At 72.6% G+C, this 26,948-nt stretch carries 21 protein-coding genes; 2 read left to right on the top strand and 19 right to left on the bottom strand.

The window, feature by feature from the left end; all coding sequences use genetic code 11:
- Positions 1-271: 271 nt before the first annotated feature.
- The 18 genes from IE172_RS20780 to IE172_RS20695 all read right to left on the bottom strand — a co-directional run bounded on the left by IE172_RS20780 (position 272) and on the right by IE172_RS20695 (position 23,548).
- Entirely contained in the window at positions 272-1,471 is a 1,200-nt protein-coding gene (locus tag IE172_RS20780) for a sugar phosphate isomerase/epimerase family protein (protein WP_190098754.1), read from the bottom strand.
- 116 nt (positions 1,472-1,587) lie between these two features.
- Complete coding sequence (locus IE172_RS20775) at positions 1,588-2,967, bottom strand: alkaline phosphatase family protein (protein ID WP_190098753.1); 1,380 nt, start codon at positions 2,965-2,967, stop codon at positions 1,588-1,590.
- Entirely contained in the window at positions 2,964-4,133 is a 1,170-nt protein-coding gene (gene eboE / locus IE172_RS20770) for a metabolite traffic protein EboE (RefSeq protein ID WP_190098752.1), read from the bottom strand. Before eboE ends, IE172_RS20775 begins: the two co-directional genes overlap by 4 nt.
- 3 nt (positions 4,134-4,136) lie before the next feature.
- Positions 4,137-5,027, bottom strand: a complete 891-nt coding sequence (locus IE172_RS20765) for a TatD family hydrolase (RefSeq protein ID WP_190098751.1) — start codon at positions 5,025-5,027, stop codon at positions 4,137-4,139.
- Positions 5,027-5,764, bottom strand: coding sequence for an EboA domain-containing protein (locus tag IE172_RS20760; RefSeq protein WP_190098750.1), 738 nt, complete (start codon positions 5,762-5,764; stop codon positions 5,027-5,029). The genes IE172_RS20765 and IE172_RS20760 overlap by 1 nt, the downstream gene beginning before the upstream one ends.
- Positions 5,761-6,678, bottom strand: a complete 918-nt coding sequence (locus IE172_RS20755) for a sugar phosphate isomerase/epimerase family protein (protein ID WP_190098749.1) — start codon at positions 6,676-6,678, stop codon at positions 5,761-5,763. Before IE172_RS20755 ends, IE172_RS20760 begins: the two co-directional genes overlap by 4 nt.
- Positions 6,675-7,667 (bottom strand): SCO3242 family prenyltransferase, encoded by a 993-nt coding sequence (locus IE172_RS20750; protein ID WP_190098805.1) that lies wholly within the window; start codon positions 7,665-7,667, stop codon positions 6,675-6,677. The genes IE172_RS20755 and IE172_RS20750 overlap by 4 nt, the downstream gene beginning before the upstream one ends.
- A 341-nt stretch (positions 7,668-8,008) precedes the next feature.
- A complete protein-coding gene (locus IE172_RS20745; protein ID WP_190098748.1) occupies positions 8,009-9,199 on the bottom strand; it encodes an inositol-3-phosphate synthase in 1,191 nt (396 codons plus the stop codon).
- 131 nt (positions 9,200-9,330) lie between these two features.
- Positions 9,331-13,047, bottom strand: coding sequence for a ThuA domain-containing protein (locus tag IE172_RS20740; RefSeq protein ID WP_190098747.1), 3,717 nt, complete (start codon positions 13,045-13,047; stop codon positions 9,331-9,333).
- Between the two features lie 310 nt (positions 13,048-13,357).
- A complete protein-coding gene (locus IE172_RS20735; protein WP_190098746.1) occupies positions 13,358-14,356 on the bottom strand; it encodes a sugar phosphate isomerase/epimerase family protein in 999 nt (332 codons plus the stop codon).
- Between the two features lie 15 nt (positions 14,357-14,371).
- Positions 14,372-15,580 carry a Gfo/Idh/MocA family protein gene (locus tag IE172_RS20730; protein ID WP_190098745.1) on the bottom strand — a complete coding sequence of 403 codons (1,209 nt, stop codon included), beginning with the start codon at positions 15,578-15,580 and terminating at the stop codon, positions 14,372-14,374.
- An 80-nt stretch (positions 15,581-15,660) separates the two neighbouring features.
- Positions 15,661-16,707, bottom strand: coding sequence for a substrate-binding domain-containing protein (locus IE172_RS20725; protein ID WP_190098744.1), 1,047 nt, complete (start codon positions 16,705-16,707; stop codon positions 15,661-15,663).
- 17 nt (positions 16,708-16,724) lie between these two features.
- Positions 16,725-17,744 (bottom strand): ABC transporter permease, encoded by a 1,020-nt coding sequence (locus IE172_RS20720; RefSeq protein ID WP_190098743.1) that lies wholly within the window; start codon positions 17,742-17,744, stop codon positions 16,725-16,727.
- Entirely contained in the window at positions 17,741-19,258 is a 1,518-nt protein-coding gene (locus IE172_RS20715) for a sugar ABC transporter ATP-binding protein (protein ID WP_190098742.1), read from the bottom strand. Before IE172_RS20715 ends, IE172_RS20720 begins: the two co-directional genes overlap by 4 nt.
- 343 nt (positions 19,259-19,601) lie before the next feature.
- Entirely contained in the window at positions 19,602-20,783 is a 1,182-nt protein-coding gene (locus IE172_RS20710) for an ROK family protein (RefSeq protein WP_190098741.1), read from the bottom strand.
- Positions 20,784-21,005: 222 nt separating this feature from the next.
- Complete coding sequence (locus tag IE172_RS20705; RefSeq protein ID WP_190098740.1) at positions 21,006-21,953, bottom strand: beta-ketoacyl-ACP synthase III; 948 nt, start codon at positions 21,951-21,953, stop codon at positions 21,006-21,008.
- A 142-nt stretch (positions 21,954-22,095) separates the two neighbouring features.
- Positions 22,096-22,236 (bottom strand): MFS transporter small subunit, encoded by a 141-nt coding sequence (locus IE172_RS20700; protein WP_190098739.1) that lies wholly within the window; start codon positions 22,234-22,236, stop codon positions 22,096-22,098.
- Positions 22,205-23,548 (bottom strand): OFA family MFS transporter, encoded by a 1,344-nt coding sequence (locus tag IE172_RS20695; protein WP_190098738.1) that lies wholly within the window; start codon positions 23,546-23,548, stop codon positions 22,205-22,207. The genes IE172_RS20700 and IE172_RS20695 overlap by 32 nt, the downstream gene beginning before the upstream one ends.
- A 160-nt stretch (positions 23,549-23,708) precedes the next feature.
- Between IE172_RS20695 and fdhD the strand changes: the two genes are divergently transcribed.
- Entirely contained in the window at positions 23,709-24,557 is an 849-nt protein-coding gene (gene fdhD / locus IE172_RS20690; protein WP_190098737.1) for a formate dehydrogenase accessory sulfurtransferase FdhD, read from the top strand.
- 100 nt (positions 24,558-24,657) lie between these two features.
- The gene (locus IE172_RS20685) at positions 24,658-25,890 is read left to right on the top strand and encodes a DUF5005 domain-containing protein (protein ID WP_190098736.1); all 1,233 of its coding nucleotides are present in this window, start codon (positions 24,658-24,660) and stop codon (positions 25,888-25,890) included.
- Here IE172_RS20685 and IE172_RS20680 read toward each other — a convergent pair.
- Positions 25,826-26,890 carry a bile acid:sodium symporter family protein gene (locus IE172_RS20680; RefSeq protein WP_190098735.1) on the bottom strand — a complete coding sequence of 355 codons (1,065 nt, stop codon included), beginning with the start codon at positions 26,888-26,890 and terminating at the stop codon, positions 25,826-25,828. The two genes, IE172_RS20685 and IE172_RS20680, sit on opposite strands and share 65 nt — an antisense overlap.
- Between the last annotated feature and the right edge of the window lie 58 nt (positions 26,891-26,948).

The raw sequence follows: 26,948 nt of genomic DNA, 5'->3' as shown, positions 1-26,948 counted from the left end.
TGAACCCCCACGCCCGATAAAGGGCACTAGCACCTCAAGCTAGCGCGTCTGCCATTCCGCCACCCGGACAAGGTGTCCGCCGCCTGTGCGGGGTGTTCCGCGCGGCGACATGGACAACCATACCAAGGTTTCGCAGTGCCTTTCACCTGCGTTTCCGTGCCCTGGGCAGCGGTCGGGAGCACACCGTGATCATGCGGGCGGTACGCCGGTACGCCGGCCCGTCCCGCGGGTGCCGCGGGACGGGCCGGCGTCGTACTCCCGGGCGGGGTGGCTAGTGGCGGCGCTTGCGCAGGGCCGCCATGTTGTCGTAGCTGATCTTGGCTTCGCGGAGCGACTGGGCGGGGTCGGTGGCGCTCGGGGAGTTGTCGTCCTCGACCATCGGGTTGCGGTAGTTGCTCTGCCCGACCCGGGAGAAGAACGTCGTGTAGTCGATGTCGCCGGTGCCGAAGGGGACCATGTCGTAGCCCATGCCGTTGGTCGTGTCGACGACGCCGTCCTTGGCGTGGAACAGCGGGTAGCGCTTGTTGTGGCGCGCGACCAGGCCGGCCGGGTCGAAGACGCTCCTGCGGGTGGAGCCGTCGGGGGCGGTGTAGGTGTGGAACTTGTACTGGGCGACGTGGGCCCAGAAGATGTCCATCTCCAGCCAGACGAGCCTCGGGTCGGTGACCTTCAGGAAGTACTCCAGCTTCCGGATGCCGGAGCTGCGGGTCGGGCGGCCCTGGTCGTCCAGCGGGCCCCGGTCGAGCAGGAAGCCGTAGGCGCTGTCATGGTTGTGGGTGTAGAGCTTGATGCCCTCCCGGCGGGCTATCGCGCCGAGGGCGTTCCACTTGTCGGCGGCCACGTCCCAGTCGGCGCGGTAGGAGCTGCCGGTGGGGTCGCCGCCGGTGCCCATGTGGTCCATGCCGAGGATGTTGGCGATCTCCAGGTGCTTCTTGAAGGTGTCCTTGTCCGCCGTGGTCAGCGGCCAGGAGGAGGGGATGAACCCGTGGTTGCCCTGGGCGCGCAGACCGTAGTCGTCGAGCCAGCGGCGCAGCAGCTTCGCGCCCTGGACGGTTTCCAGGTTGTCGCCGCCGGGGGCGTTGGCGTGCTGGCGGTAGCCGGCGAACTCCACCTGGCGGTAGCCGTGGCGGGCGAGCTGCTTGAACACCTCGCGGAAGCCTGAGGGCAGGTCGCTCGCGAGGGGGTCGCGGGCGGTGGCGTCACGGACGGTGTAGAGGATGATGCCGCGCTTGCGCGGCGGGACGAGTACCTGCCCCCGGCCGTGGTCGTGGCCGTGTCCGTGACCTCTGTCCCCGTTCTGGGCCAGGGCGGGGGCCGCGCCGAACACGGGGGCGGCGACGGCTCCGGCCGCCACGGCGGTGCAGGTGCTGAGGAAGCGGCGCCGGCCGACGCCGAGGCTGCGGCGCAGTCCCTCGTCCAGGGTCGTCTCGGCGTCGGGGGTGTGGGACGGGTCGGAGGAGTGCTGGGTCACCAGTGGCCTGCCTTCTGCGGTTCGGGGCGGTCCCGGGGCGGCCGGGACCGGCCGTTGTCAGTGTCGTGTGTTTCACTCTCGGTAGTCGGATGTCTGCGGCCGTGCGTGGTGCGGTGTCAGCCGAGTCCGGCGAGCCGGAGCAGGAGTTGTTTCACATCGGTGGCCGCGACGCGGTCGCCGACGGCGCGGGGGGTGGAGCAGATGAGGAGCGGACCGTCGTCGTCGCTCGCGGGGAGGCGGCCGTGGCTGCCGCGAATAGGTGAGGGGTCCAGAGGCACGACCGCCATGCGGTAGCGCAGGCCGAGCTTCTTGCGCGCCAGTGCGGTGGCGGCCTTGACCTTGACGTAGGGGTCGAGGGGGTCCATGAACAGTTCGACCGGGTCGTAGCCGGGTTTGCGGTGGATCTCGACGAGCTGCGCGAAGTCGGGGGCGTGGGCGTCATCGAGCCAGTAGTAGTACGTGAACCAGGCGTCGGGTTCGGCGACGGCGACAAGTTCACCGGCCCGCGGGTGGTCGAGCTGGTGGGCCTTCTTGCCTTCGTCGTCGAGGAGTCGCTCGATGCCGGGCAGTCCGTCGAGGGCGGCGCGGGTGGCGTCGAGGTCCTCGGGGCGGCGCACGTAGACGTGGGCGAGCTGGTGGTCGGCGACCGCGAAGGCGCGGGAGGCCATCGGGTCGAGGTACTCCATGCCGTCCTGGGTGTGCACCTCCAGGAGGCCGGCGCGGCGCAGGGCGCGGTTGATGTCCACGGGCCGGTTCACGCGGGTGATGCCGTACTCGGACAGGGCGACGACGGTGCGGCCCTCGGCGCGGGCGTCGTCGAGGAGCGGGGCGAGGGCGGCGTCGAGGTCGGCGGCCGCCTTCAGGGAGCGGGGGTCGTCGGGGCCGAAGCGCTGGAGGTCGTAGTCGAGGTGCGGGAGGTAACAGAGGGTGAGGTCGGGGTGGCGGGTGCGGATGATGTGGCGGGTGGCGTCGATGATCCACTGACTGGAGACGATGTCGGCGCCGGGGCCCCAGAAGTGGAACAGGGGGAACGTGCCGAACTTCTCGGTGAGTTCGTCGTGCAGGGCGGGTGGCCGGGTGTAGCAGTCGGGTTCCTTGCGGCCGTCGGCGTAGTAGACGGGGCGGGGGGTGACGGTGATGTCCGTGTCGGCACCCATGGCGTACCACCAGCAGATGTTGGCGACGGTGTAGCCGGGGTGGGCGCGGCGGGCGGCGTCCCAGAGCTTGTCGCCGGCGACGAGGCCGTTGTGCTGCCGCCACAGCAGTACGTCGCCCAGCTCGCGGAAGTACCAGCCGTTGCCGACGATGCCGTGCTCGGAGGGCGGGGTGCCGGTGAGGAAGGTGGACTGGGCGGCGCAGGTGACAGCGGGCAGGACGGTGCCGAGCGGGGCGCGGGAGCCCGACTGGCCGAGCGACTTGAGGTGGGGCATGTGGTCGAGGAGGCGGGGGGTGAGGCCGACGACGTCGAGGACGAGGAGGGGGGTGGGGTCGCTCATGGGAGTTCCTTCAGGCCGAGGTCCGTCAGGAGGTCGCGGGCCAGGGTGAGTTCGGCGGCGATTCCGTCGGCGAGCTGGGCGCGGCCGCGGGGGCGCAGTGCGGGCGGAAGGGCCTGCCAGGTGTAGGTCTCCACCTCGAGGTGGTGGGTGAGCGGGTGGGGGCCGCCGACGAGCCGGGTCAGTGCGGTTTTCAGGACGGGGAGGGTGGAGGTGAGGGGCGGGGCGGGGGCCGCGTGCAGGGGGACGTGGAAGTGGGAGCGCCAGGGGCCCGCGTCGGGCAGGGTGTCGCCGGCGAGGGCCTGGTCGAGGTCGTCGGTGCCGCGCAGGCCGGCGGCGGTCGCCGTGCGGGTCTGGTGCAGGAAGCGGGGTTCGGCGAAGGCGGCGAGGGCCCCGCGGACCTCGGGGAGGTGGGGGTGTTCGGCGTGCAGGGCGGCGGAGAGCTGGGACTTGACCACGGGGACGCCGGCCCGGGTGAGGTCGTCCAGGGCGGTGTGCGGGTCTTCGAAGGAGGTGGCGAGGTGGCAGGTGTCGACGCAGATGCCGATGCGGTCGTGGCCGATCGCGGTGAGCGGGGCGATGGCGTCCCGGGTGGTCTCGACGACACAGCCGGGTTCCGGTTCCAGGGCGACGCGGAGGGAGCGTCCGGTCAGTTCGTGGAGCGCGTCGAGCCGTTGGGCGAGGGTGCGCAGGGCGGTGCGGGCCGTCCGGGCGCGTTGTTCGTCGTGAGCGGTGCGCCAGGCGAGGGGCAGGGTGGAGATGCTGCCGTCGGTGACGTCGTCGGGGAGCAGTCCGGCGAGGACCCTGGCGAGGGCCGCGGTGTGTTCCAGGCGTTCGGGGTCGGCCCAGTCCGGCTTGTAGACGCGGTACTTGACCTCCTGGGCGCCGAAGCCCTGGTAGGGGAAGCCGTTGAGGGTGACGACCTCGAGGCCGCGCTGTTCGAGGGCGCAGCGCAGTCCGCGCAGGGCGGCGGGGTCGGTCGCGAGGGCGTGGGCGGCGTCCTTGGCGAGCCACAGGCCGATGCCGAGCCTGTCCCGGCCGAGGCGGCGGCGGACGGGCTCGCAGTGGTCGCGGAGCTGGGCGAGGACGCCGTCGAGGGTCTCGGCGGGGTGCACGTTGGTGCAGTAGGCGAGGTGGACGGTGGAGCCGTCGGGGTGGCGGAAGCGCATGGCTCACGCCTCCGTGGCGGAGGCGCCGGCGGGCCGTGGTGCGTCTCTCGGTGTGCCGCGGAGGATGGAGTTGCCCTCGTGCGTGGGCTCCGGGGTGTCGACGTCGAGGCGGAGGCGGCCGCTGAGTCCGTAGAAGGCGACGGGGTTGCGCCACAGCACCCGGTCGACGTCGTCCTCGGTGAAGCCTTCGGCGAGCATCAGGTCGGCGACCTTGCGGGTCTTGAGCGGGTCGCTCTTCCCCCAGTCGGCGGCGGAGTTCACCAGGACGCGCTCGGGGCCGTGGGCGCGCAGGATCGCGACCATCCGTTCCTCGTCCATCTTGGTGTCCGGGTAGACGGAGAAGCCGAGCCAGCAGCCGCTGTCCCTGGCCTCCTTGACGGTGGTCTCGTTGAGGTGGTCGACCAGGACGCGGTCCATGGGCAGCGCCGACTCGCGGACGACGTCGAGGGTGCGGCGCAGCCCGGCGAGCTTGTCGCGGTGCGGGGTGTGCACCAGCGCGGGCAGGCCGTGGTCGGCGGCGAGCTGGAGCTGGGCGGCGAGGGCGGTGTCCTCGGCGGGGGTCATGGAGTCGTAGCCGATCTCGCCGACGGCGACCACGTTGTCCTTGACGAGGTAGCGGGGCAGTGCGTCGAGGACCGGTGTGCAGCGGGGGTCGTTGGCCTCCTTCGGGTTGAGGGCGAGGGTGCAGTGGTGGGCGATGCCGTACTGGGCGGCGCGGAAGGGTTCCCAGCCGAGGAGTGCGTCGAAGTAGTCGAGGAAGGAGGCCGGGGAGGTGCGGGGCTGGCCGAGCCAGAAGGCGGGTTCGACGACGGCGCGGACGCCCGCGGCGTACATGGCCTCGTAGTCGTCGGTGGTGCGCGACGTCATGTGGATGTGGGGGTCGAAGATGCGCATCAGGACTCCTTGCCGTGGGGGTCGTCCGTCCCGCGCGTCCCGGTGAGGGTGGCGGGCTCGGTCAGGGCCAGGACGCGGTGCAGGTCCGCGGGGACGGGGCGGCCGGCCGCGGAGCGCTCCTCGGCGTAGTCGCCGAGCATGCGGGCGAGTTCGCCGTCGCCGCGGGCGCGGCGGGCGAGGTCCGCGACCTGGTCGAGGGCGACCCCGGTGAACAGGCACTTCAGTACGGCGTGCCGCCAGGCGTGGGCGTCCAGGTGGCGGGCGCCGTAGGGGCCGACGGCGGCGGCGACGAGCCGGGTGTCGTTGGTGCGCAGGGCGTCCTCGACGAGTGGGAGGGCGTCGGCGCCGGTCAGGAGGTGGGGCAGGGCGTGCAGGACGGCGCGTCGTTCGTCGGCGGTGCCCTGGAAGTAGACCCGGGTCAGCGCGTCGGCGTCGGCGTGGGCCGCGTGCAGGATGAGGACGCGGGCGGCGTCGGCGTGGGCGGGGCCGCAGCGGCGGCCGGCTTCGGCCAGGCGCAGCTCCCACACGGAGATGGGGCCGTGGGTTCCGGAGTGTGCGGTGGCCTCGTCCAGGGCCTGGTCGAGCCAGGCGCGGGCGGCGCCGTCGAGCCGGTCGGTGAGGTGGCGGTGCAGTGCGGCGGGCGGGATGAGGGCGGGGGTGGTGCCGTCACCGTGGGCCGCCGGTCCTACCGGGGTGTCCGCCTCCGGGGTGGCCGGGGTGGCGTGGGGCCGGTTCATGGGGTGCTGCTCCCTTCGGGGGTGGCGGAGGGATCGCCGTGCGGGGGGAGGGGCGCCGACTGCCGGGCGGCCCGGTGGAGGAACGGGAGGGAGCGGGCGGCGAAGTGGGGGCCCGCGTGGGAGTGGCGGGGCAGTTCGACGACGGTGAGGCCCTGGTATCCGGTGGCGGCGAGGGCCGCGAGGAGGGGCGGGAAGTCGATCTCGCCGTCGCCGAAGGGGAGGTGTTCGTGGATGCCTCGGCGCATGTCCTCGATCTGGACGTGGCGCAGCCAGGGGGCGGCTTCGCGTACGCAGTCGGCGGGCGGGAGCGGTTCGAGGCACTGGCAGTGGCCGAGGTCCAGGGTGAGGCCGAGGGGCTCGGGGTCGCCGAGCGTGCGGCGCAGGTGGTGGAAGTCGGCGAGGGTGGCGAGGAGGTGGCCGGGTTCGGGTTCGACGGCGAGGGGGACGCCGGCGGTGGCGGCGGCGTCGAGGACGGGGGTGAGGGTCTCGGCGAGGCGTTTCCAGGCGGTGTCCTCGTCGGTGCCGTCGGGGAGGACGCCGCTGAAGCAGTGCACGGCGTGTGCGCCGAGGTCGGCGGCGACGCGGACCGCCCGCAGCAGCAGGTCGGCGCGGCGGGCGCGGTCGTCGGGGTCCGGGTCCAGCAGGGAGGGGCCGTGCTTGCGCCGGGGGTCGAGCACGTAGCGGGCGCCCGTCTCCACGGTGACACCGAGGCCCAGTTCGTCCAGTCGGTGTGCGACCCGGCGGGTGCGGGCGGCGAGGTCGGGGGCGAGGGGGTCGAGGTGCATGTGGTCGAGGGTCAGTCCGACGCCGTCGTAGCCGAGGTCGGCGAGGAGGGCGAGGGCGTCGTCGAGGCGGAGGTCGGCGAGGCCGTTGGTGCCGTAGCCGAAGCGGAGCGGGGACGGGTTCGGGCTCATGTGATGCTCACCTTCCTCATGCCGGCCCGCCTCGCGAACATCCGGCCGGCCGGGGCGAGGGCGGCGACCAGGAGGGAGGTGGTGGTCGCGCCGGAGCGGGCGGCCAGGGCGGCCTGGAGCGGGACCGTGGCGCGGATGCCCGCGCCGACCGCGCGCTGGGTGAGCTGGGGTGAGGGGTTGAGCGCGGCGTGGAAGCAGGGCCGGGCGGCTGTGGCGGCATAGGCGGCGGCCAGGGCGCCGGCGAGGAGGTCGCCGGCGCGGGGCGGGTTCCCGGCCGGGCCGGGGCCCGGCAGGCCGGGGGCGGCTGCTGCCCGTCGGCCTGCCGGGAGTCGGGTGCGGCGGTGGCCGGCCAGCCGGGCGAGGACCCCCGTGGCCGCGAGCGCCGCCAGGGGTGCCGCGACGGAGCCGCCGGTGGTCTCGCGGCGGGAGACGGTGGTGACCGCGAGGGTGTGGCTGCCGAGCAGCGCGGCGGAGGGCAGTGCGGCCCGGGTGCCGTCCCAGGCGCCGGTCCGGGTGCCGCCCCAGGCGCCGGTCCGGGTGCCACTCCATGTGCCGCCTCGGGTGCCGCCGGCGGTGGCGGCCGCGCCGAGCAGCAGGTCCAGGCCGCGCGCGGCGGCCATGGCCGCCGGGCCGGCCGGGGTGTGTTTGAGTCCCAGGTCGTAGGCCCAGACGGTCGCCGCGAGCGGTGTGGCCACCGCGAGCGCGGGGCGTCCCGCGGCGGCGGCGAGCGCCAGTCCGGTGCCGGTGAGGGCCCCGGCCGCGGTGAGTGCGGCGGCCGGGCGGACCCGGCCGGAGGGGATCGGCCGGTGTGGTCGCTCCACGGCGTCCTCGGCCCGGTCCGCCCAGTCGTTGAGGGCCATGCCGGCTGCGTACAGGCTCAGGGAGGACCCGATGGCCAGCAGGGTGCGGGGGCCGGGGCGTACGCCGGCCGCGGCCGCGCCGGCCAGGGCGTCTCCGGGGACGGTGAAGAGGGCGGGCAGGCGCAGCAGTTCGGCCCAGGCGGCCGCGCGCCCGGAGCGGGGCGCGCGGGGCGCCGAACCGGCCCCGGGGGCGGGCCCGCCGGCCGTCGCCCCAGGGCCGGTGCGGGAACGTTCCGCCCCCGCGGCCGGCCGGTGCGACGGCGGGCCGGCTCCGGGAGCGCGAAGGCCCCCGCCGGCGGGCGGTGCGGCGGCACGTCCCTGTGCCGCCGCGGCCCCGGCCCCGACGGCCGGGTCGGCCGCGGGGGCCTCCGGCCCGCCCCCGTCCGCCCCCGTACCGGCCGGCACGGGCACCTCAGGACCGCCCCCTCCCCCGGCCCCGGCCCGCTGCGACGACGCGCCCTCCCGGCGGGTCACCGGGGCGCTCCGGAGGCGTCGGGGGCCGTGCTCAGCCGGCCGGCGAAGTGGCGCAGCCGCACGTACTGCTCGGCGAGGGCGGACGGGCCGTCGCCGACCGGGTCCTTGAAGTAGAAGCCCAGGTCGGTCAGGGGGCCGCTCAGGCCCTTCTGCCGGGCGCGGAGGGTCAGGCGGGCCAGGTCGAGGACGAGGGGGGCGGCGAGGGCGGAGTCGCAGCCCTGCCAGATGGTCTGCAGGATCATGCGGGAGCCGAGGAAACCGTCGAAGGCGATGTGGTCCCAGGCGGTCTTCCAGTCGCCCAGCGCCGGTACGTCGTCGATGTGGACCTCGCCCTCGGGCGCGGCCCCGAGGGTGTCGGCGAGGACGCGTTCCTTGCCGGCGTTCTTGGCCGCCGCCGCCGCGGGGTCGGCGAGGGCCGCGCCGTCGCCGCCGCCCAGCAGGTTGGTGCCGGACCAGGCACGTACGGCGAGGGCGCGCTGGAGGAACATCGGGCCGAGTACGGAGCGCAGGAGGGTCTGTCCGGTCTTTCCGTCGCGGCCCGCGTACGGCAGGCCCGAGGACTCGGCGAGCTTGGCCAGCCGCGGGTGGTGCAGGCCCGTGGACGGGGTGAAGTTGACGTAGGGGCAGCCGGCGCGCAGCGCGGCGGCCGCGTAGAGGGAGCTGGGCGGGAGGGAGCCGTCGGCGGGGGCGGGCTCGGTGGAGGCGACGTTCACCACGACGGCGCCCGCGAGGCCCTGGCGGTCGACGAAGTCGCGGATGTCGGCCGTGAACACGGCGATCCAGTCGTCGTCGGTGCGGGCCGGGCCGCCGTCCGTGTCTCCGGGCAGGGGGCCGCCCGGCCTGATCTCGGCGTCGGCGGCGGCGAGTTCGGCGTGCACGGCGGACGGCAGGCCGTGTGGCAGGACACCGCCGGCCGCGAGGTGCTCGGCGCGCTTGGGCAGCGGGCAGTCGACGGTGTCGTGGCCGCCGAAGACGAGGGACGACAGCGGGGGCAGGCCGCACGCGGCGAAGTCGGGGGTCTCGGTGACCATGCCGGTCGGCGGGTGGAGCCCGGCGGCGACGGCGGCGGATCCCGTGATCGCGGTGGTGGCCACGGATCCGCGGGCTCCGACGAACCAGACGCCGAAGCGGGGGGCCGGGGAAGGGGTGGGGGTGGGGGTGGGGAGGGACGACGGTTCGGCGGACATGGGCAGCCTCCTTGTCTTACGCGAACCGGGTGCGAGCGCCGGAGGGGGACGCGCGGGGTGCCGGGCGCGCGGGCCCGACGGGACGGCGGGCGGAGGTCCGGCGTCCTCCGCCCGCCGCCGTTCCGGTCGCCCTAGGAGGGCAGTTCCTTCAACTGGATGTTGCGGAAGGTGACATGGTCGTCGGCGCCGTGGTTCTGCAGGCCGATGTGGCCGTCGGTCAGGCTCCGCTCGGGGTCCTTGTTGGTGAAGTCGTTGATCTTGACTCCGTTGAGGAACACCTGGAGGCGTTCGCCCTGGACCTTGATCTCGTAGGAGTTCCACTGGCCGGGCGGGCGCAGGACCTGGTCACGGGCCTTGATGTTCGCCGACTTGAACGAGTAGACGGAGCCCGTGGTGCGGTCGGGCGCGTCCGTGGCGTCGATCTGGATCTCGTAGCCCTTGTTCACCGCGGACCAGGGGTCGTCGGAGGCGGGGAAGCCCACGAAGATCCCGGAGTTGTCGTCGCCCCGCATCTTCCAGTCGAGCTTGAGGGAGTACGACGTCAGCTCCTTGGCCTGGTACCAGAGCAGGCCCATGCCGCCCTCGGACTCCAGGGTGCCGTCCTTGACGTTGAACTTTCCGGGGCCGGCCTGCTTCCAGCCGTCCAGGGTCTGGCCGTTGAAGATCTCCCGGTAGCCCTTGTCCGGCTTGCAGTCCGCCTTGACCTGGCCGGTGGCGTACTGCAGGCCGCCGAGCAGGTGGTCGCGGAACGCCGCGTCGGCGTAGGACTCCTTGGTGTGGCCGCCGCCGGTGTAGAAGGAGCGGCCGCCGCCGTAGGCCTGGCACCAGGCGATCGGGTGGTCGCCCTTCATGGTGCCGCCCTGGTAGGTGGTCTCGTCGAGGGTGGCGAGGACCTTGGCCTGCTCACGGGGGTTGGTGCGGTAGTTGTACCACTCGTCGGTGCGCTCCCAGGTGTCGTCGAGATGCGCGGTGGACGGGTGGTCGTGGTCGTGGACGCGCACGGTGGCCTTCTGGATGGCCGGGTGCGAGTCGAAGTAGGCGCCGACGAGGCCGCCGTAGAACTCCCAGTCGTACTCGGTGTCGGCGGCGGCGTGGATGCCCATGTAGCCGCCGCCGTTCTTGACGTAGTTCTCGAACGCCTTCTGCTGTTCGGCGTTCAGGACGTCACCGGTGGTGGACAGGAAGGCGACCGCGTCGTACTTGGCGAGGTTGGCGGTGGTGAACTGCCCGGCCTCCTCGGTGGCCGTGACGGTGATGCCCGCCGGGGCGCCCAGTTCCTTCAGGGCGGCGACGCCGACCCCGATGGAGTCGTGCCGGAAGCCGGCGGTCCTGGAGAAGACCAGGACCTTCTTGCCCTGCTTGAAGGGCTCCTTGGAGAACTCGAAGTCGTCCACGTCGTACAGCGCGCCTTCGCCGCCCCGGAAGACCAGGTAGACCTCCGTGGTCTTCTTCGGCAGGGACCGCAGCGGCACGTCGACGTTCTGGAACGTCTCCCAGCCGCCGGTCGGCGGGATGTACGCCGAGCCGTGCAGCGTGCCGTCGGGCGAGCCGGTGCGCACCTCGACGAAGCCGCCGGAGCCGCCGGAGGAGGCCCGTACGGTCACCTTCTTCTGCCCGTCGAACCGGTAGGGGGTGAAGGAGATCCAGTCGCCGTCGTGGATGTCACCGACGGTCTTGCCGCCGTTGGCGCCGGTCTTGTCGATCACCGACACGCCCTGCTGGGTGGTGAAGTGCTCGGCCTGGCGGTGCAGCGGCTGGAGCACGGTGCGGGCGGTGCCGGTCAGGGACTCCTGGCCGTTCGCCCCGCCGTCGGTGTAACTGGCGCCGACGACGCCGTAGATGTTGGCGTTGGGGTCGTGGCCGCCGTCGCCGGGGGGCGGCTTGAGGGTGCCCTCACAGCCCGTCTCGCTGGTCAGCTCGTGGGCGTGGGAGTCGTGGCCGAGGCTGTAGACGACCTTGACCTTGGAGCAGTCGACCCGCTCCTCGGGGTCGGTGACGGTCACCTTGAACGGGACGGGCTCGCCGAAGGCGGCCAGGCTGCCGTTGCCCGGGACATCGATCTTCACCGTGGGTTCGGTGTTGCCGACCACGATCCGGATGCTGGCGTTGCCGGTGTTGCCGTCGGGGTCCTTCGCGGTGAAGGTGGCGGTGTAGGTGCCGGCCTTCTTGTACTTGTGGGTGGGGGTGAGTCCCTCGCCCGTGGTGCCGTCGCCGAAGTCCCAGCCGTAGGTGAGGTCCGGGGAGTCGGCGTCCTTGGCGGAGGCGGTGAACTTCACCTTCAGGCCGACCGCGCCGGACATCTTGTCCGCGCTGACCTCGGCGATCGGGGAGAAGCCGTCCTCGGCGTTCTCGATCCGGTAGAGGGCGGAGTTCTCGTCGCCCTGGAACCAGGAGACGCCGTAGTCGAGGACGTAGAGCGCGCCGTCGGGGCCGAACTCCATGTCCATGATCTGCGTGCCGGTCCACGGGAAGTCGTTGATCTTCGCGACGGCGCCGTCCTCGGTCTGCTCGATCCGCTTGATCCAGCGGCGGCCGAACTCACCCGCGAAGAAATCGCCGTCGTACGCCTCGGGGAACTTCACCGAGGAGTCGAGCTCGGGGTCGAAGCGGTAGACGGGGCCGGCCATCGGGGACTCGGAGCCGCTGCCGAACTCGGGCAGGCTGCCGCCGTCGTAGGGGATCCAGGCGGCCTGGGCCGGCGGCAGGTCGGTGAGGCCGGTGTTGTGCGGGGAGGTGTTCTTCGGGGCGGCGCAGTCGAACTTCGCGCCGGAGGCGCCGGTGGCGAAGTCGTAGTCGTTGTAGGCGTCGTTGTCGCCGGTGCAGAACGGCCAGCCGAAGTTGGCGGCCTCGGTGACCTTGGCGAACTCGACCTGGCCCGCCGGGCCGCGGTTCGGGTCGGCGGCGCCGGCGTCGGGGCCGTAGTCACCGACGTAGACGGTGCCGGTCTTGTCGTCGACGCTCATCCGGAACGGGTTGCGGAAGCCCATCGCGTAGATCTCGGGGCGGGTCTTCTCGGTGCCGGGGGCGAAGAGGTTGCCGTCCGGGACGGTGTACGAGCCGTCCTCGGCGACCTTGATGCGCAGGATCTTGCCGCGCAGGTCGTTGGTGTTGCCGGAGCTGCGGCGGGCGTCGAAGGCCGGGTTGCGGTCCGGCCGTTCGTCGATGGGCGTGTACCCGTCGGAGGCGAAGGGGTTGGTGTCGTCGCCGGTGGACAGGTAGAGGTTGCCCTCGGCGTCGAAGTCGATGTCGCCGCCGACGTGACAGCAGATGCCGCGGGAGGCCGCGACGTCCAGGACCTTCTTCTCGCTGGCCATGTCCAGCGTGCCGTTGGGGTTGAGGACGAACCGGGAGAGGCGGTTGACGCCGTCGAACTTCGCGAAGTCCGCGGCGGTGCCGTTCTCCGGGGCGTCGCCCTCCGGGGTGTCGAGCGGCGGGGCGTAGTAGAGGTAGATCGCCCGGTTGTTCTCGAAGTCCGGGTCGACGCCGACGCCCTGCAGGCCCTCCTCGTCATGGCTGTAGACGGGGATCTTGCCGGCGACCTTGGTGACGCCGCCCTGGTCGGTGAGGCGGAGGGTTCCGTCGCGCGAGGTGTGCAGGACGCTGCGGTCCGGGAGCACGGTGAGCGACATGGGCTCGCCCATCTCGGGCTCGCCCTTGGCGAGCGGCACCTGCTGGAACTGCCCCTCGGCGGCCGCCGGTCCGTCGTGCTCCGGGTGTCCGGGGTGGGCTCCGGCGACGGTGGCCGGGGTGCCCACGGCCAGCAGCAGTCCGGTGAACAGGGCGAGTCCGGTGCGCAGTCGGGGTCGACGCCTCGGGGCGTGGGTGGATGTGAGTCTGCTTCTGTGCACGAAGTCCCTCCGGGAACGGGGTGGGGCCGTACGGAACAGGTGCGAAGACATGTGGTGCGTGCGGTGCGTGCGGGCGCCGGGGTGCGCCGTCACCCCGGAGACGTGGGTGTCCTGAACACTTCAGGGACGGTAACCGCGTTCTTCCGGGCCGAACAGCCCTTGGGCCAAGCCCGGTTGAACTTTTTCCCAGTTCAGGACAAAGCGGGATGCGGGCAGGCCTGACCGGGGGCCGGCGGACTCACCGGTCCCCCGGCCCCTGCCTGCCTCCGGCGGCGGCCCCCGGGGCGGGAACCGTCGCCGGAGGCTCGGGTCAGCTGTTGAACGCGGCGTCGAAGGAGGCGCTGGGCGGCTCGAAGTCGTAGGCCTTGAGGCGGGTCAGCGCCTCGGGGGCGCCCTGGAGACGGTCCATGCCGGCGTCCTCCCACTCGACGGAGACGGGCCCCTGGTAGTCGATGGAGCGCAGCATGCGGAAGACGTCCTCCCAGGGGACGTCGCCGTGGCCGGCGGAGACGAAGTCCCAGCCGCGCCGGGGGTCGCCCCACGGCAGGTGGGAGCCGAGGCGGCCGTTGCGGCCGTCGAGGCGCTTGCGGGCCTCCTTGCAGTCGACGTGGTAGATCCGGTCGCGGAAGTCCCACAGGAAGCCGACCGGGTCGAGGTCCTGCCACACGAAGTGGGAGGGGTCGAAGTTGAGGCCGAAGGCCGGCCGGCGGTCGACGGCCTCCAGGGCGCGCACGGTCGTCCAGTAGTCGTAGGCGATCTCGCTGGGGTGCACCTCGTGGGCGAAGCGCACGCCCTCGGTGTCGAAGACGTCCAGGATCGGGTTCCAGCGCTCGGCGAAGTCCTCGTAGCCGCGTTCGATCATCGACTCGGGGGCGGGCGGGAACATGGCGACCAGGTGCCAGATGGCGGACCCGGTGAAGCCGATGACGGTGTCGACGCCGAGCAGGGCCGCCGCGCGCGCGGTGTCCTTGATCTCGGCGGCGGCGCGCTGCCGTACGCCCTCGGCATCGCCGTCGCCCCAGATGCGGTCGGGCAGGATCGCCCGGTGGCGTTCGTCGATGATGGCGTCGCAGACCGCCTGGCCGACCAGGTGGTTGGAGATCGCCCAGCACTTCAGGCCGTACTTCTCCAGCAGCTGATGGCGCCCGGCGACGTAGGCGGGATCGGCGAGCGCCTTGTCCACCTCGAAGTGGTCTCCCCAGCACGCGAGTTCGAGGCCGTCGTAGCCGAAGTCGCGGGCGAGTCGGCAGACCTCCTCCAGGGGCAGGTCCGCCCACTGGCCGGTGAAGAGTGTGAAGGTGCGCGGCATCCGTTTTCCGTCCTCTCAGGCGGCGATCGGGGTGTAGACGGAGTTCTTCTCGGCGCTCTCCTCCACCGCCGCCAGGACGCGCTGGACCTGGAGTCCGTCGGCGAAGGAGGGTTCGGGGCCGCGGCCCTCGGCGACCGCGTGGACCAGGTCGCGGGCCTGGTGCACGAAGGTGTGCTCGTAGCCGAGGCCGTGGCCCGGCGGCCACCACGCCTCCAGATAGGGGTGGTCGGGTTCGGTGACGAGGATGCGCCGGAACCCGGCCTGCGCGGCGGGCTCGGTGCCGTCGTGGAACTCCAGCTCGTTGAGCCGTTCCAGGTCGAAGGCGAGCGAGCCGCGCTCGCCGTTCAGTTCGATGCGCAGGGCGTTCTTGCGCCCGGTGGCGTACCGGGTGGCCTCGAAGGAGGCGAGGGCGCCGGAGGTGAAGCGGCCGGTGAACAGGGCGGCGTCGTCGACGGTGACCTGTCCGGTGCCGCTCGCGGAGACGGCGGCCAGACCGCTGCCGGGGGCGCTGGGCAGGGGCCGCTCCCGTACGAACGTCTCGGTGAGCGCGGAGACGCCCGCGAGCCGCTCGCCGGCCAGGTACTGGGCCAGGTCGACGATGTGGGCGCCGAGGTCACCGAGCGACCCGGAGCCCGCCTGCTCCCGGCGCAGCCGCCAGGTCAGCGGGAACTGCGGGTCGACCAGCCAGTCCTGGAGGTACGCCACCCGCACGTGCCGCAGCGTGCCGATCCGTCCCTCGGCCACCATCCGGCGGGCCAGCGCGGTCGCCGGCACCCGGCGGTAGTTGAACCCGACCATCGCCAACTGGCCGCGCTCGGAGGCCTCCTGCGCGGCGCGGGCCATCGCCTCGGCCTCCGCGACCGTGTTGGCGAGGGGCTTCTCGCACAGCACGTGCTTGCCCGCGGCGAGCGCGGCCAGCGCGATCTCGGCGTGGCTGTCGCCGGGGGTGCAGATGTCGACGAGGTCGATGTCGTCCCGCTCGACCAGGGCGTGCCAGTCGGTCTCGGTCCCGGCCCAGCCGTGCCGGTCGGCCGCGGCGCGCACGGCGTCGGCGTCCCGGCCGCAGATCACGGCCAGTTCGGGGGTGAGCGGCAGGTCGAAGACGTGCCGGGCGGTGCGCCACCCCTGGGAGTGGGCGGCGCCCATGAACGCGTAACCGACCATGCCGATGCGCAGCGGTGGCTTCCCCGTCCGGTCCCCTTCGGACGCTTGCGGCTGTGCCATGCGGATGTCCTCCTCGTCGTCGTGGCGGGCGGGGGTGGACCCCGCCCGGTGGGCTGGTCAGGCCCGTGGGGCGGGGCTCCTCACTTGAAGCCGGTGGACATGTACTGGTCCACGTTGTCCTTGTCGACGACGGCCGAGTAGCAGGTCACCGACGAGGGGATCTCGAACTCGGCGAGGCCGCCGACGCCCTTGCCCTGGCCGAGGGCGCGGGCGAGGTCGATCGCGGAGGCGGCCATGGTCGGCGGGTACAGGACGGTGGCCTTCAGGACACCGCTGTCGGCCTTGATGGCCTGGAAGGCGGAGAGCGCTCCGGCGCCGCCCACCATCAGGAACTCGTCGCGCCCGGCCTGTTCGATGGCGCGCAGCGCGCCCACGCCCTGGTCGTCGTCGTGGTTCCACAGTGCGTCGATCTGCGACTGCGCCTGGAGCAGCTGGGCCATCTTGGCCTGGCCGGACTCCACGGTGAACTCGGCGGCCTGGCGGGCCACCTTCTTGATGTTGGGGTAGTTCTTCAGCGCGTCGTCGAAGCCCTGGGTGCGCTGCTTGGTGAGCTCCAGGTTGTCCAGGCCGGCCAGCTCGATGACCTTGGCGTCCGGCTTGTCCTTGAGCTTCTCGCCGATGTAGTGGCCGGCGTTCAGGCCCATGCCGTAGTTGTCGCCGCCGACCCAGCAGCGGTACGCCTGCGGGGTGTTGAAGATGCGGTCGAGGTTGACGACGGGGATGCCGGCGCGCATCGCCTTGAGTCCGACCTGGGTGAGGGCCTTGCCGTCGGCGGGCAGGATCACCAGCACGTCGACCTTCTTGTTGATGAGGGTCTCGATCTGGCCGATCTGCTGGGCGGTGTCGTTGGAGCCCTCGGTGATCTCCAGGGTGACGTCGCTGTACTTCTCCGCGCGCTTCTTGGCGTTGTCGTTGATGGCGTTGAGCCAGCCGTGGTCGGCCTGCGGTCCGGCGAAGCCGATGGTGACCGGCTTGCCGGGCTTGTCGTCGGCGGCGGGCTGGTTGTCGGCGGCCGGCTTGTCGTCACTGGACTCGTTGCTCGTGCAGCCGGTGACGAGGACGCCGGCGGATACGGCGGCGGCTCCGAAGAGCAGTCCTCTGCGGCTCGTGAAAGGTGTCTCGGGCATGGCGGTGAACCCTTTCCTCAGGTCGTGCTCGCGGTACGGCGCTGGACCAGCACGGCGGCGACGATGATCGCGCCCTTGGCGATCTGCTGGACGTCGCTCTGCAGGTTGTTCAGGGCGAAGATGTTGGTGATGGTGGTGAAGATCAGGACGCCGAGGACGGAGCCGACGATGGTGCCGCGGCCTCCGGTGAGCAGGGTGCCGCCGATGATCGCGGCGGCGATGGCGTCGAGTTCGTAGAGGTTGCCGTTGGTGTTCTGGCCGGAGCCGGCCAGCACGATCAGCAGGAAGGCCGCGATGCCGCAGCACAGTCCGGACAGCAGGTACAGGTAGAGCCGCTGGCGGCGGACGTCGATGCCGGCCAGCCGGGCGGCTTCCGCGTTGCCGCCGACGGCGACGCTGCGGCGGCCGAAGGTGGTCCGGTTGAGCACCAGCCAGCCGATGACGGTGACGGCCGCGAACACCAGGACCAGCGGCGGGATGCCGAGCACATAGGAGTCGCGCTCGCCGAGGTCGAGGACGCCGTCGACGGTGACGATCTGCGTGCGTCCGTCGGTGATCTGCAGGGCGAGACCGCGGGCCGAGGCGAGCATGGCGAGGGTGGCGATGAAGGGCACCATCCCGCCGTACGCGATGAGCACCCCGTTGACCAGCCCGCAGCCGAGGCCCACCAGGACGGCGGTGAAGAGGATGCCGCCGAAACCGTACTCCTGGGTGGCGACCGTGGTGGCCCACACCGAGGCGAGGGCGACGATCGCGCCGACCGAGAGGTCGATGCCGCCGGAGATGATGACGAAGGTCATGCCGACGGTGACGACACCGATGACGGAGGCCTGGGTGAGGACGAGCTGGAGGTTGCGGGTGTCCAGGAACTGGTCCGGTTTGGTGATGCCGCCGATCAGGATCAGCACGGCGAGTACGCCGAGCAGGGACATCGTGCGGACGTCGGCGCGGAACAGCACGGCGCGCCAGGCGGGTGGTTCGGCGGCCGACGGCACCTTGTCGGTGCTGTCCCGCGGCGGGGAGACGGGCTGCGTCATGACGCCGGGCTTCCTTCCATGACCAGGTCGAGTACACGGTGTTCGTCGAGTTCGCGGGCGGGCGCGGTGTGGACGACGTCGCCCTCGCGCAGGACCAGAACGCGGTCGGCGAGGCCGAGGACCTCGGGCACCTCGCTGGAGACCAGCAGCACGGCGAGGCCCTCGTCGGCCAGCCGCCGCACCACCGCGTACAGTTCCGCGCGGGCGCCGACGTCGACGCCGCGGGTGGGTTCGTCGAGCAGCAGCACCCGGCAGCCGCGCAGCAGCCAGCGGGCGAGCACGGCCTTCTGCTGGTTGCCGCCGGACAGGGTGCGCACGGGCACGTCCGGGTTGTCGGGCCGCAGGGACAGTTCGCGGACCGCCGCGCGCGCCGCCCCCAGTTCGGCGCCGCGGTCGATCCAGCCGAGCCGGGCGAAGCGGGACATGGAGGAGACCGACACGTTGCGGGTGACGGACTCCAGCATGAGCAGCGCCTGCGCCTTGCGTTCCTCGGGGGCCAGTCCGAGCCCGGCGCGCACGGCGGCCCGTACGCTGCCCGGCCTCAGCGGCTTCCCGTCGACGAGCACGCGGCCGGTGTCGGGTTTGCGGGCGCCGTAGACCGTCTCCAGGATCTCGGAGCGTCCCGATCCGACGAGTCCGGCCAGCCCGACGATCTCACCCGGGCGCACCTGGAGGTCGATCGGCGCGAACTCCCCTTTGCGGGACAGCCCTTCGACGACCAGCACCGGGTCGCCCTGTGGGGCGGAGGCGGGCCGCGGCGGGAAGACGTACTCGACGTTGCGTCCCGTCATCAGCGCGACCACCTCCTTGGTCGGCGTCGACTTGGCGGGCAGTCCGCCGGCCACGGCCCGGCCGTCCTTCAGGACGGTGACCCGGTCGCCGATGCGGCGGATCTCCTCCAGCCGGTGCGAGATGTAGACGACGGCGACGCCGTCGGCGGTGAGGTCGCCGACGATGCGGAAGAGGTTGTCGACCTCGTCCGGGTCGAGGGCGGCGGACGGTTCGTCCATGACGATGAGGCGCACCTCGTGGGAGAGGGCCCGTGCCATCGACACGATCTGCTGGTGTGCCGCCGAAAGGTCCCCCACCAGCCGGGCGGGGTCGATCTCCGGGTGGCCGAGCCGTTGGAGGAGTCGGGCGGTCGACGCCTTGGCGGCCCTGCCCCGTACGACGAACCCGGCGGTGGTGGGTTCGTGGCCGAGGTGGACGTTCTCGGCGACCGACAGGTGTTCCACCAGGTCGAGTTCCTGGTAGATGGTGGCGATGCCGAGACGCATGGCGGCGATCGGCGAGCGGAGTGTGACGTCGTCGCCGCGCCAGCGGATGGTGCCCGAGTCGGGCTGGTGGGCGCCGGCCAGCACCTTGATCAGGGTGGACTTGCCGGCGCCGTTCTGGCCGAGCAGGCAGTGCACCTCGCCGGCCTGGACGTCGAGGTCGACGCCGTCCAGGGCCCGGACTCCGGGGAACGACTTGGTGATGCCGGACATGCTGAGCAGCGGTGGTTGTGGTGCCATGCGGATTCCCCTCGGCGGGCGTGCGGGGCCGGTGTCAGGGCGGGTCCCCTCGCGGGGCAGGCGTTTTCGGGCAGGGCGGAGCGGCGCGGTGGCGGGCGCCGGTGCTCGGGGTGGTGGATGCGGCGGACGGCGGGAGTCGAGCCTTGTGGTGAAGCGGGGATGACGGGGTGCGGGGCGGGCGGGACCGGGGCGGAGCTGTTCCGTGCGGTGGGGCGCGGGTGGTGGGTGGAACCAGGTGCTACAGGGCGGAGCTGTTCCGTGCGGTGGAGCGGACGTGGTGCGGGGCGGAGCTGTTCCGTGCGGTGGAGTGCGGTGGAGCAGGGGTGGGGCGGGGCCGGGATGCTTACGCGGGTGAGAACAGGTGGTCGCTGATCAGCCGGGCTCCGCCGATGACTCCGGCGGTGGGGCCCAGCTCCCCCAGGACGATGGGCAGGTTGCCGGTGGCCAGGGGCAGCGACCCGCGGTAGACCTGGGTGCGGATCGCGGCGAGCAGGGTGTGGCCGAGACCGGTCACCCCGCCGCCGATCACCACCAGGCCGGGGTTGAAGAAGCTGACCAGGCCGGCGATGACCTGGCCGGTACGGTTTCCGCCCTCACGGATCAGGTCGAGGGCGGTGGCGTCACCGGCCGCGGCCGCGGCGGCGACGTCGACGGCGCTGAGCGTGCCGTTCGACTCCAGTCGGCTCGCGAGTTCCGCGGAGCGCTGCTGCTGGGCGGCCTCCGTGGCGTCCCGGGCGAGGGCCGCGCCGGAGAAGTGCGCCTCCAGGCAGCCCCGGTTGCCGCAGGCACACGGACGGCCGTCGGGCACGGCCTGGATGTGCCCGATGTCGCCCGCGCTGCCCGTCGCGCCGCGGTGCACCTCACCGCCGACGACGATGCCGCAGCCGATGCCGGTGCCGATCTTGACGCAGAGGAAGTCCCCGACGGTGCGGGCGACACCGGCGTGCTGCTCCCCCATGGCCATCAGGTTCACGTCGTTGTCGACCATGACCGGGCAGCCGAGGTCCTGGCTGAGCGCCTCCCGCACGGGGAAGCCGTCCCAGCCCGGCATGATCGGCGGAGCCACCGGGATACCCTCGGGGAAGCGGACCGGGCCCGGGACGCCGATGCCGGCGCCGTCGAACCCCTCCGCGAACCCGGAGGCCTTCAACTTCGCTGCCATGGCCAGCACTTGCTCGAAGACCGCGACCGGTCCCTCGCGTACGTCCATGGGCTGGTTGATGTGCCCGAGGATCTCCAGTTCGGCGTTGGTGACGGCGACGTCGACCGAGGTCGCGCCGATGTCGACGCCGAGGAAGCGCAGGTGCGGGTTGAGACGGATGTTGTGGGAGCGCCGGCCGCCGCGCGAGGCGGCGAGTCCGTCGGCCACGACGAGTTCCGTCTCCAGCAGCCGGTCCACCTCCACGGCCAGTTTCGACCGTGAGAGGTCGACCTGGTCGCCCAGCTGGGCGCGGGAGTTGGGGCCGCCGTCACGCAGCAGCCTCAGCAACCGGGCCTGATGGGCGTTCGCGGGTCGCGCCGTCATGCGTCTCACGAGCCCCTCCCCGCCTCGCCGGCCTGTGCGTGCCGGATTCCGGCCACGTGTGTGGCGTTCCTTCGGATGGGAAAGTAGCAGCGCCTGCCGGAGGTGGGAAGAAGTCGCGCAGGAATTGACCCCTACTTTTTCCACTCACAGGACAAAGGCGTGTCCGCGACGGTGTCCCGGTGTAGGTGTCCGGCCGTCAGGAGCGGGGTCGCACAGGGCCGTTCAGGGGCAGCGGACGACCTGTCCCGCGTACGACAGGTTCCCGCCGAAGCCGAAGAGCAGCACGGGGTCGCCGGTCGACACGGCGCCCCGTTCGACGAGCTTGGAGAAGGCCAGCGGAATGCTCGCGGCGGAGGTGTTGCCGGACTCGGTGACGTCGCGGGCCACGACGGCGTTGACGGCGCCGAGGCGGCGGGCGAGGGGTTCGATGATCCGCAGGTTGGCCTGGTGCAGCACCACTCCGGCGAGGTCCGCGGGGGCCAGTCCCGCCTTCTCGCAGGCCTGGCGGGCGACGACCGGCAGCTGGGTGGCCGCCCAGCGGTAGACGCTCTGCCCCTCCTGGGCGAACCGCGGCGGCGTCCCCTCGATGCGCACCGCGTTCCCCATCTCGGGCACCGAGCCCCACAGCACCGGGCCGATCCCCGCCGGCTCCCGCGGGGTACAGGCCTCCACCACGGCGGCGCCCGCCCCGTCGCCGACGAGGACGCAGGTGGAGCGGTCGGTCCAGTCGGCCACCTCGGACATCTTGTCGGCGCCGACGACCAGCACCCGGCTCGCGCCGCCGGCCCGTACGGCGTGGTCGGCGGTGGCGAGGGCGTGGGTGAAACCGGCGCACACCACGTTGATGTCCATGACGGCGGGCCCGGGCATGCCGAGGCGGGCGGCGACCCGGGCGGCCATGTTGGGCGAGCGGTCGATCGCGGTGGAGGTGGCGACCAGGACCAGGTCGATCTCGGCGGGCGTGCGGCCGGCCGCCGCCAGGGCCTTGGCGGCGGCGTGCGCGGCCAGTTCGTCGACGGGCTCGTCGGGACCCGCGATGTGGCGGGTCCGGATGCCCACCCGGCTGGTGATCCACGCGTCGCTGGTGTCGACCATGCCCGCCAGATCCTCGTTGGTGAGGACCCGGGCGGGCTGGTAGTGGCCGACGGCGGCGATGCGCGAGCCGATCATGGGTGGATCCCCCTCGTTTCAGGTTGCGGGATGCACCAGTCTGATCAGTGACTCACCGGTACGAGGGCAGGTGAAGCGACAGGAAACGCGCACCAGCCTTGTCGGCTTCCGTCAGCCCTCGCCCGGCCGGGCGCGCGGCGGCTCAGCCGGTGAACAGCTGTGCCGCCTTGCGCACCAGCTCGTACAGGCCGTAGGCGAGCGGCACCCCCACCCACAGCCAGGAGAAGGCGATCAGGCCCCGGCGGCCGGCACTAGGCGGACTCTGACTGCTGTCGCCGCTCATCGGCGGCCTCCTTCTTCGGCGCCTCGGGAACGGGAAGGTGGTGGCGGGGGTGGACGGGCCGGATCAGCTCGTTGGCCACGAACCCGACGACGAGCAGCCCGATCATGACGACCAGCGACAGTCCGTACAGGGAGGGGCCGTGGCGGCCCGCCTCCTCCTGGCGGTCGGCGACCCAGTTCACGATCAGGGGCCCGAGCACTCCGGCCGTGGACCACGCGGTGAGCAGCCGGCCGTGGATGGCGCCGACCTGGTAGGTGCCGAAGAGGTCCTTCAGATAGGCGGGGACCGTGGCGAAGCCGCCGCCGTAGAAGGAGAGGATCACCAGGGCGCACAGCACGAACAGGGGCTTGGAGGAGTCGCCGAGCAGCCGGATCAGCGCGTACATCAGCGCGCCGGCGCCGAGGTAGACCCGGTAGATGTTCTTGCGGCCGATGAGGTCGGAGGTGGTCGACCAGCCGATGCGGCCCGCCATGTTCGCCGCCGAGAGCAGGGCGACGAAGCCGGCGGCGGCGGTCGCCGAGACGGGTGCGGAGGTGTCGGCGAAGAAGTCGGTGATCATCGGTGCGGCCTTCTCCAGGATCCCGATGCCCGCGGTGACGTTCAGGCACAGCACCAGCCAGAGCAGCCAGAACTGCGGGGTGCGCACCGCCGAGCGGGCCGAGACCTGCGGCCCGGTGAGCACGGCGGGCGTGCCGGACGTCTCGCGCACGGTGTGGGGCACCCGCACCAGCAGCACGCCGAGCAGCATGAACACCGCGTACGTCAGCCCGTGCACGAGGAAGGCGAGCGCGATGCCGGCGTTGTCGGTGCCGAAGGAGTCGAGCATCCGCGCGGACCAGGGTGAGGCGATCAGCGCGCCGCCGCCGAAGCCCATGATGGCGATGCCGGTGGCCATGCCCGGCCGGTCGGGGAACCACTTGATGAGCGTGGAGACGGGTGAGATGTAGCCGATGCCCAGGCCGATGCCGCCGACGAAGCCGTAGCCGAGGACGATCAGCCAGTACTGCTCGGTGGCCGCGCCCAGCGCGGAGAGCAGGAAGCCGGAGGAGAAGCACACCAGGGCGACGGTCATCGCCCAGCGCGGGCCCCGGCGTTCGACGAGGGTGCCGCCGAACGCGGCGGACAGGCCGAGCATCACGATGCCGAGCTGGAAGGGGAGCGCGCTCTGGGTGCCGCTGAGACCGAGGGCCGACTCGAGCGGCGGCTTGAACACGCTCCACGCGTAGGCCTGGCCGATGGACAGATGGACGGAGAGCGCGGCGGGCGGCACGAGCCAGCGGCTCCAGCCCGGCGGTGCGACGGGGGGACTCATGAATCCTCCACCGTAGGGACGGGGCGGGCCCTTGAGAAGACGGTTGAAGAGACCACCACCGGTGCTGCACAAAGCCTCACCGGGATCACCAGCGGCCCCACGCCCCCGCTGCGGGACCATGAGATCGTGGAGGCCGGGACCGAGCGGAACGGGTGGAGGCATGGGACGAGTCACGGAACGACGCAAGGTGGTCCGCATCCGGGACGGAGCCGTCTCCAGCCGGCCCGACACACTCGTCGCCGAGGAACCCCTGGAGATCAGGCTCAACGGCAAGCCCCTCGCCATCACCATGCGCACCCCGGGCGACGACTTCGCGCTGGCGGCCGGTTTCCTGGTGAGCGAGGGGGTGCTGGCTGGGGCGGACGACCTGCGGAACATCGTCTACTGCGCCGGGGCCACCGCCGAGGGGTCGAACACCTACAACGTGGTCGACGTGCAGACCGCCGCCCATGTGGCGGCCCCGGACATCACGCTGGAACGCAACGTCTACACCACGTCCTCCTGCGGACTGTGCGGCAAGGCCAGCCTCGACGCGGTGCGCACGACGGCCCGCCACCCCATCGCCGACACTCCCCCGCTGCGCGTGGACCCGGAGCTGCTGGCCGGCCTCCCGGACCGGCTGCGCGCCGCGCAGCGGGTCTTCGACCGCACCGGCGGCCTGCACGCCGCGGCCCTCTTCGACGAGCGGGGCGAACTGCTCGACGTGCGCGAGGACGTGGGCCGGCACAACGCGGTCGACAAGCTGGTCGGACGTGCCCTGCAGAGCGGCGGCCTGCCGCTGTCCCGGTCGATCCTGCTGGTGTCCGGGCGGGCCTCCTTCGAACTGGCGCAGAAGGCGGTCATGGCCGGCATCCCGATGCTGGCGGCCGTCTCGGCGCCGTCCTCGCTGGCCGTGGACCTGGCGGCGGAGACGGGGCTGACCCTGGTGGGCTTCCTGCGCGGCCGTTCCATGAACGTGTACGCGGGTGAGGACCGCGTCGCCCTGGGGGCCGCGGCCGCCCGGGACTGAACCGCCACGGGGGTGCCCGGCGTCCGTACCGCACCCCCTGCCCGGCACGGAGGCCGGGCCCCGTGGACCCGGCCCGCGAGGATCCACTAACGTCACCGGGGTGCCCGACGACGCAGCACGAGCACGGCAGCGGACGGGGACCGGGATCGCGCTGGCGCTGGCCCTGGTCCTCGGCGCCGTCCTGGTCACGGGCCGGCCCGACGACGACAGCGGACCGGACGCCGACGACTGCCGGCCCCGTACGGTCACCTCCTGGAGCGCCGACACCGCCCTCACCGACGAGTTCGCCCGCTACGGCGACGACGCCGGCCGCACCGACGACTGGACCGGCGGCGACGGCACGCACTCGGTGCGGCTGCCCGACGGCCGGCTGCTGTGGCTGTTCTCCGACACCTTCCTGGGCCGGGTGCACCGCCCGCCGAACCCGGTCGGCGAGTCGTACACCTGGCGGGACACCACCGCGCCGATGGTGCGCAACTCGGCCGTGCTGATGCGCGACGGCCGGCTGGAGGGCACCCTGCCCGCCCCGCTCTTCCCCGACCCGGCCCCGGGCCAGTGGCGCTGGCCGGTCGCCGCCCGCGTCGAGGCGCGCGCCCCCGGCTCCTCCGAGCAGGTCGTGAAGGTCCTGCTGTGGGTGCGCCGGGACGGACAGCACCCGTGGATCTACGGTGTCCCCACGGCCACCGAGGTCGCCACGCTCTCCCTGCCCGACCTGCGGCTGGAGTCCGTCGTCACGGTGCTCGACCAGCAGCAGGTCGCCGATCCGTCCCGGCGGGTGCTGTTCGGGACCACCCTCGTCGAGGAGGACGGCTGGACGTACGTGTTCGGCGGCGACGACGGCCGTCCCGCCTCCCGTCCGGCCTCGCACGCGTACGTGGCGCGCGTCCCGGAGGGCGGGCTCGGCGACCCGGCCGCATGGGAGTTCTGGGACGGCTCCCAGTGGCAGACCCGCGCCCGTCCGCGTCCCGTGCTCGGCGACGGGCTGCGCACCGGGGTGGGCAGCGCGTTCTCGGTGGCCCGGGACGAGGGGACGTACGTCCTGTTCACGATGGCCGCGGGCGCCGAGGGGCTGACCACGGTGGCGTCGTACTGGGCCTGCTCCCCGACCGGGCCGTGGCACGGGCCGGCGCACCGGTTCACCCCCGCGCTGCCCGGGAACGGGACGGCCGCCTACAACCCGCAGACGCACCCGGAGCTCAGCGGGGACGGGCGGCTGGTGCTGAGCTACGACGTGAACTGGCTGGAGATGTCCGCGGCCGCCGCCATGCTCAGCCGGAACGTGTCCCTGTACCGGCCGCGCTTCTTGACGGTCCGGCTCGGTCCGCGGGAGTGACCCCGTCCGGGGCCCGACCGGACGCCTCCTCCACGGGGTCACGCGAGCGGCGCCCGGCGATCACCGCGCACACCATGAGCTGCATCTGGTGGAACAGCATCAGCGGCAGCACGGCGAGCGCGGCCTGAGCCCCGAACAGCACGCTCGCCATGGGCAGCCCGGCGGCCAGCGACTTCTTCGACCCGGCGAACTGGATCGCGATCCGGTCCGCCCGGCCGAACCGCAGCGCCTTGGCCCCGTACCAGGTCGCCAGCAGCATCACGGCGAGCAGGACGGCCTCGACGGCGAGCAGGGCGCCGAGCCGGGCGGGGCTCACCCGGTCCCAGATGCCCTGCACCATGCCCGCGCTGAACGCGGTGTAGACGACCAGCAGGATCGACCCCCGGTCGACCAGCCCCAGTACCTTGCGGTGGCGGGTGATGAACCCGCCGATCCAGCGGCGCAGCAGCTGTCCGGCGACGAACGGCACCAGCAGCTGGAGCACGATCTTCAGCACCGATCCCCCGGAGAACCCGCCGCCGCTGCCGCCCAGCAGCGCCGCGGCGAGCAGCGGGGTGAGGACGATGCCGGCCAGCGAGGAGAAGGAGCCGGCGCAGATCGCGGCGGGCACGTTGCCGCGGGCGATGGAGGTGAAGGCGATCGAGGACTGGATGGTGGAGGGGACCAGGGTGAGGAAGAGCAGGCCCTGGTACAGCGGATCGGTCAGGAGCACCGGGACGAGTCCGCCGGCGGCGAGACCGAGCACCGGGAAGAGGACGAAGGTGCAGGCCAGCACGGTGACGTGGAGCCGCCAGTGCTTCAGGCCGTCCAGTGCCTCACGGGTGGAGAGGCGGGCGCCGTAGAGGAAGAAGAGCAGCGCGACGGCGGCGGTGGAGGCGCCGGAGGCGAGGTCGGCGCCCACACCCCGGGCGGGCAGCAGCGCGGCGAGCCCCACCGTTCCGAGGAGGAGCAGGACGTAGGGGTCGACCGGTGTCCGACTCGGCCAGTGCGGGCGTTTCACGGTGTGCGGTGCTCCACTTGCTTGTGTTCCCTGCCGGATGTCGTGCCGTCCCATCCTG

The sequence above is a fragment of the Streptomyces griseoflavus genome (genome assembly GCF_014649995.1).
Classification (GTDB): domain Bacteria; phylum Actinomycetota; class Actinomycetes; order Streptomycetales; family Streptomycetaceae; genus Streptomyces; species Streptomyces griseoflavus.
The sequence above is the reverse complement of the archived record's forward strand: the minus strand, read 5'-3'. Positions and strand labels throughout refer to the sequence as shown.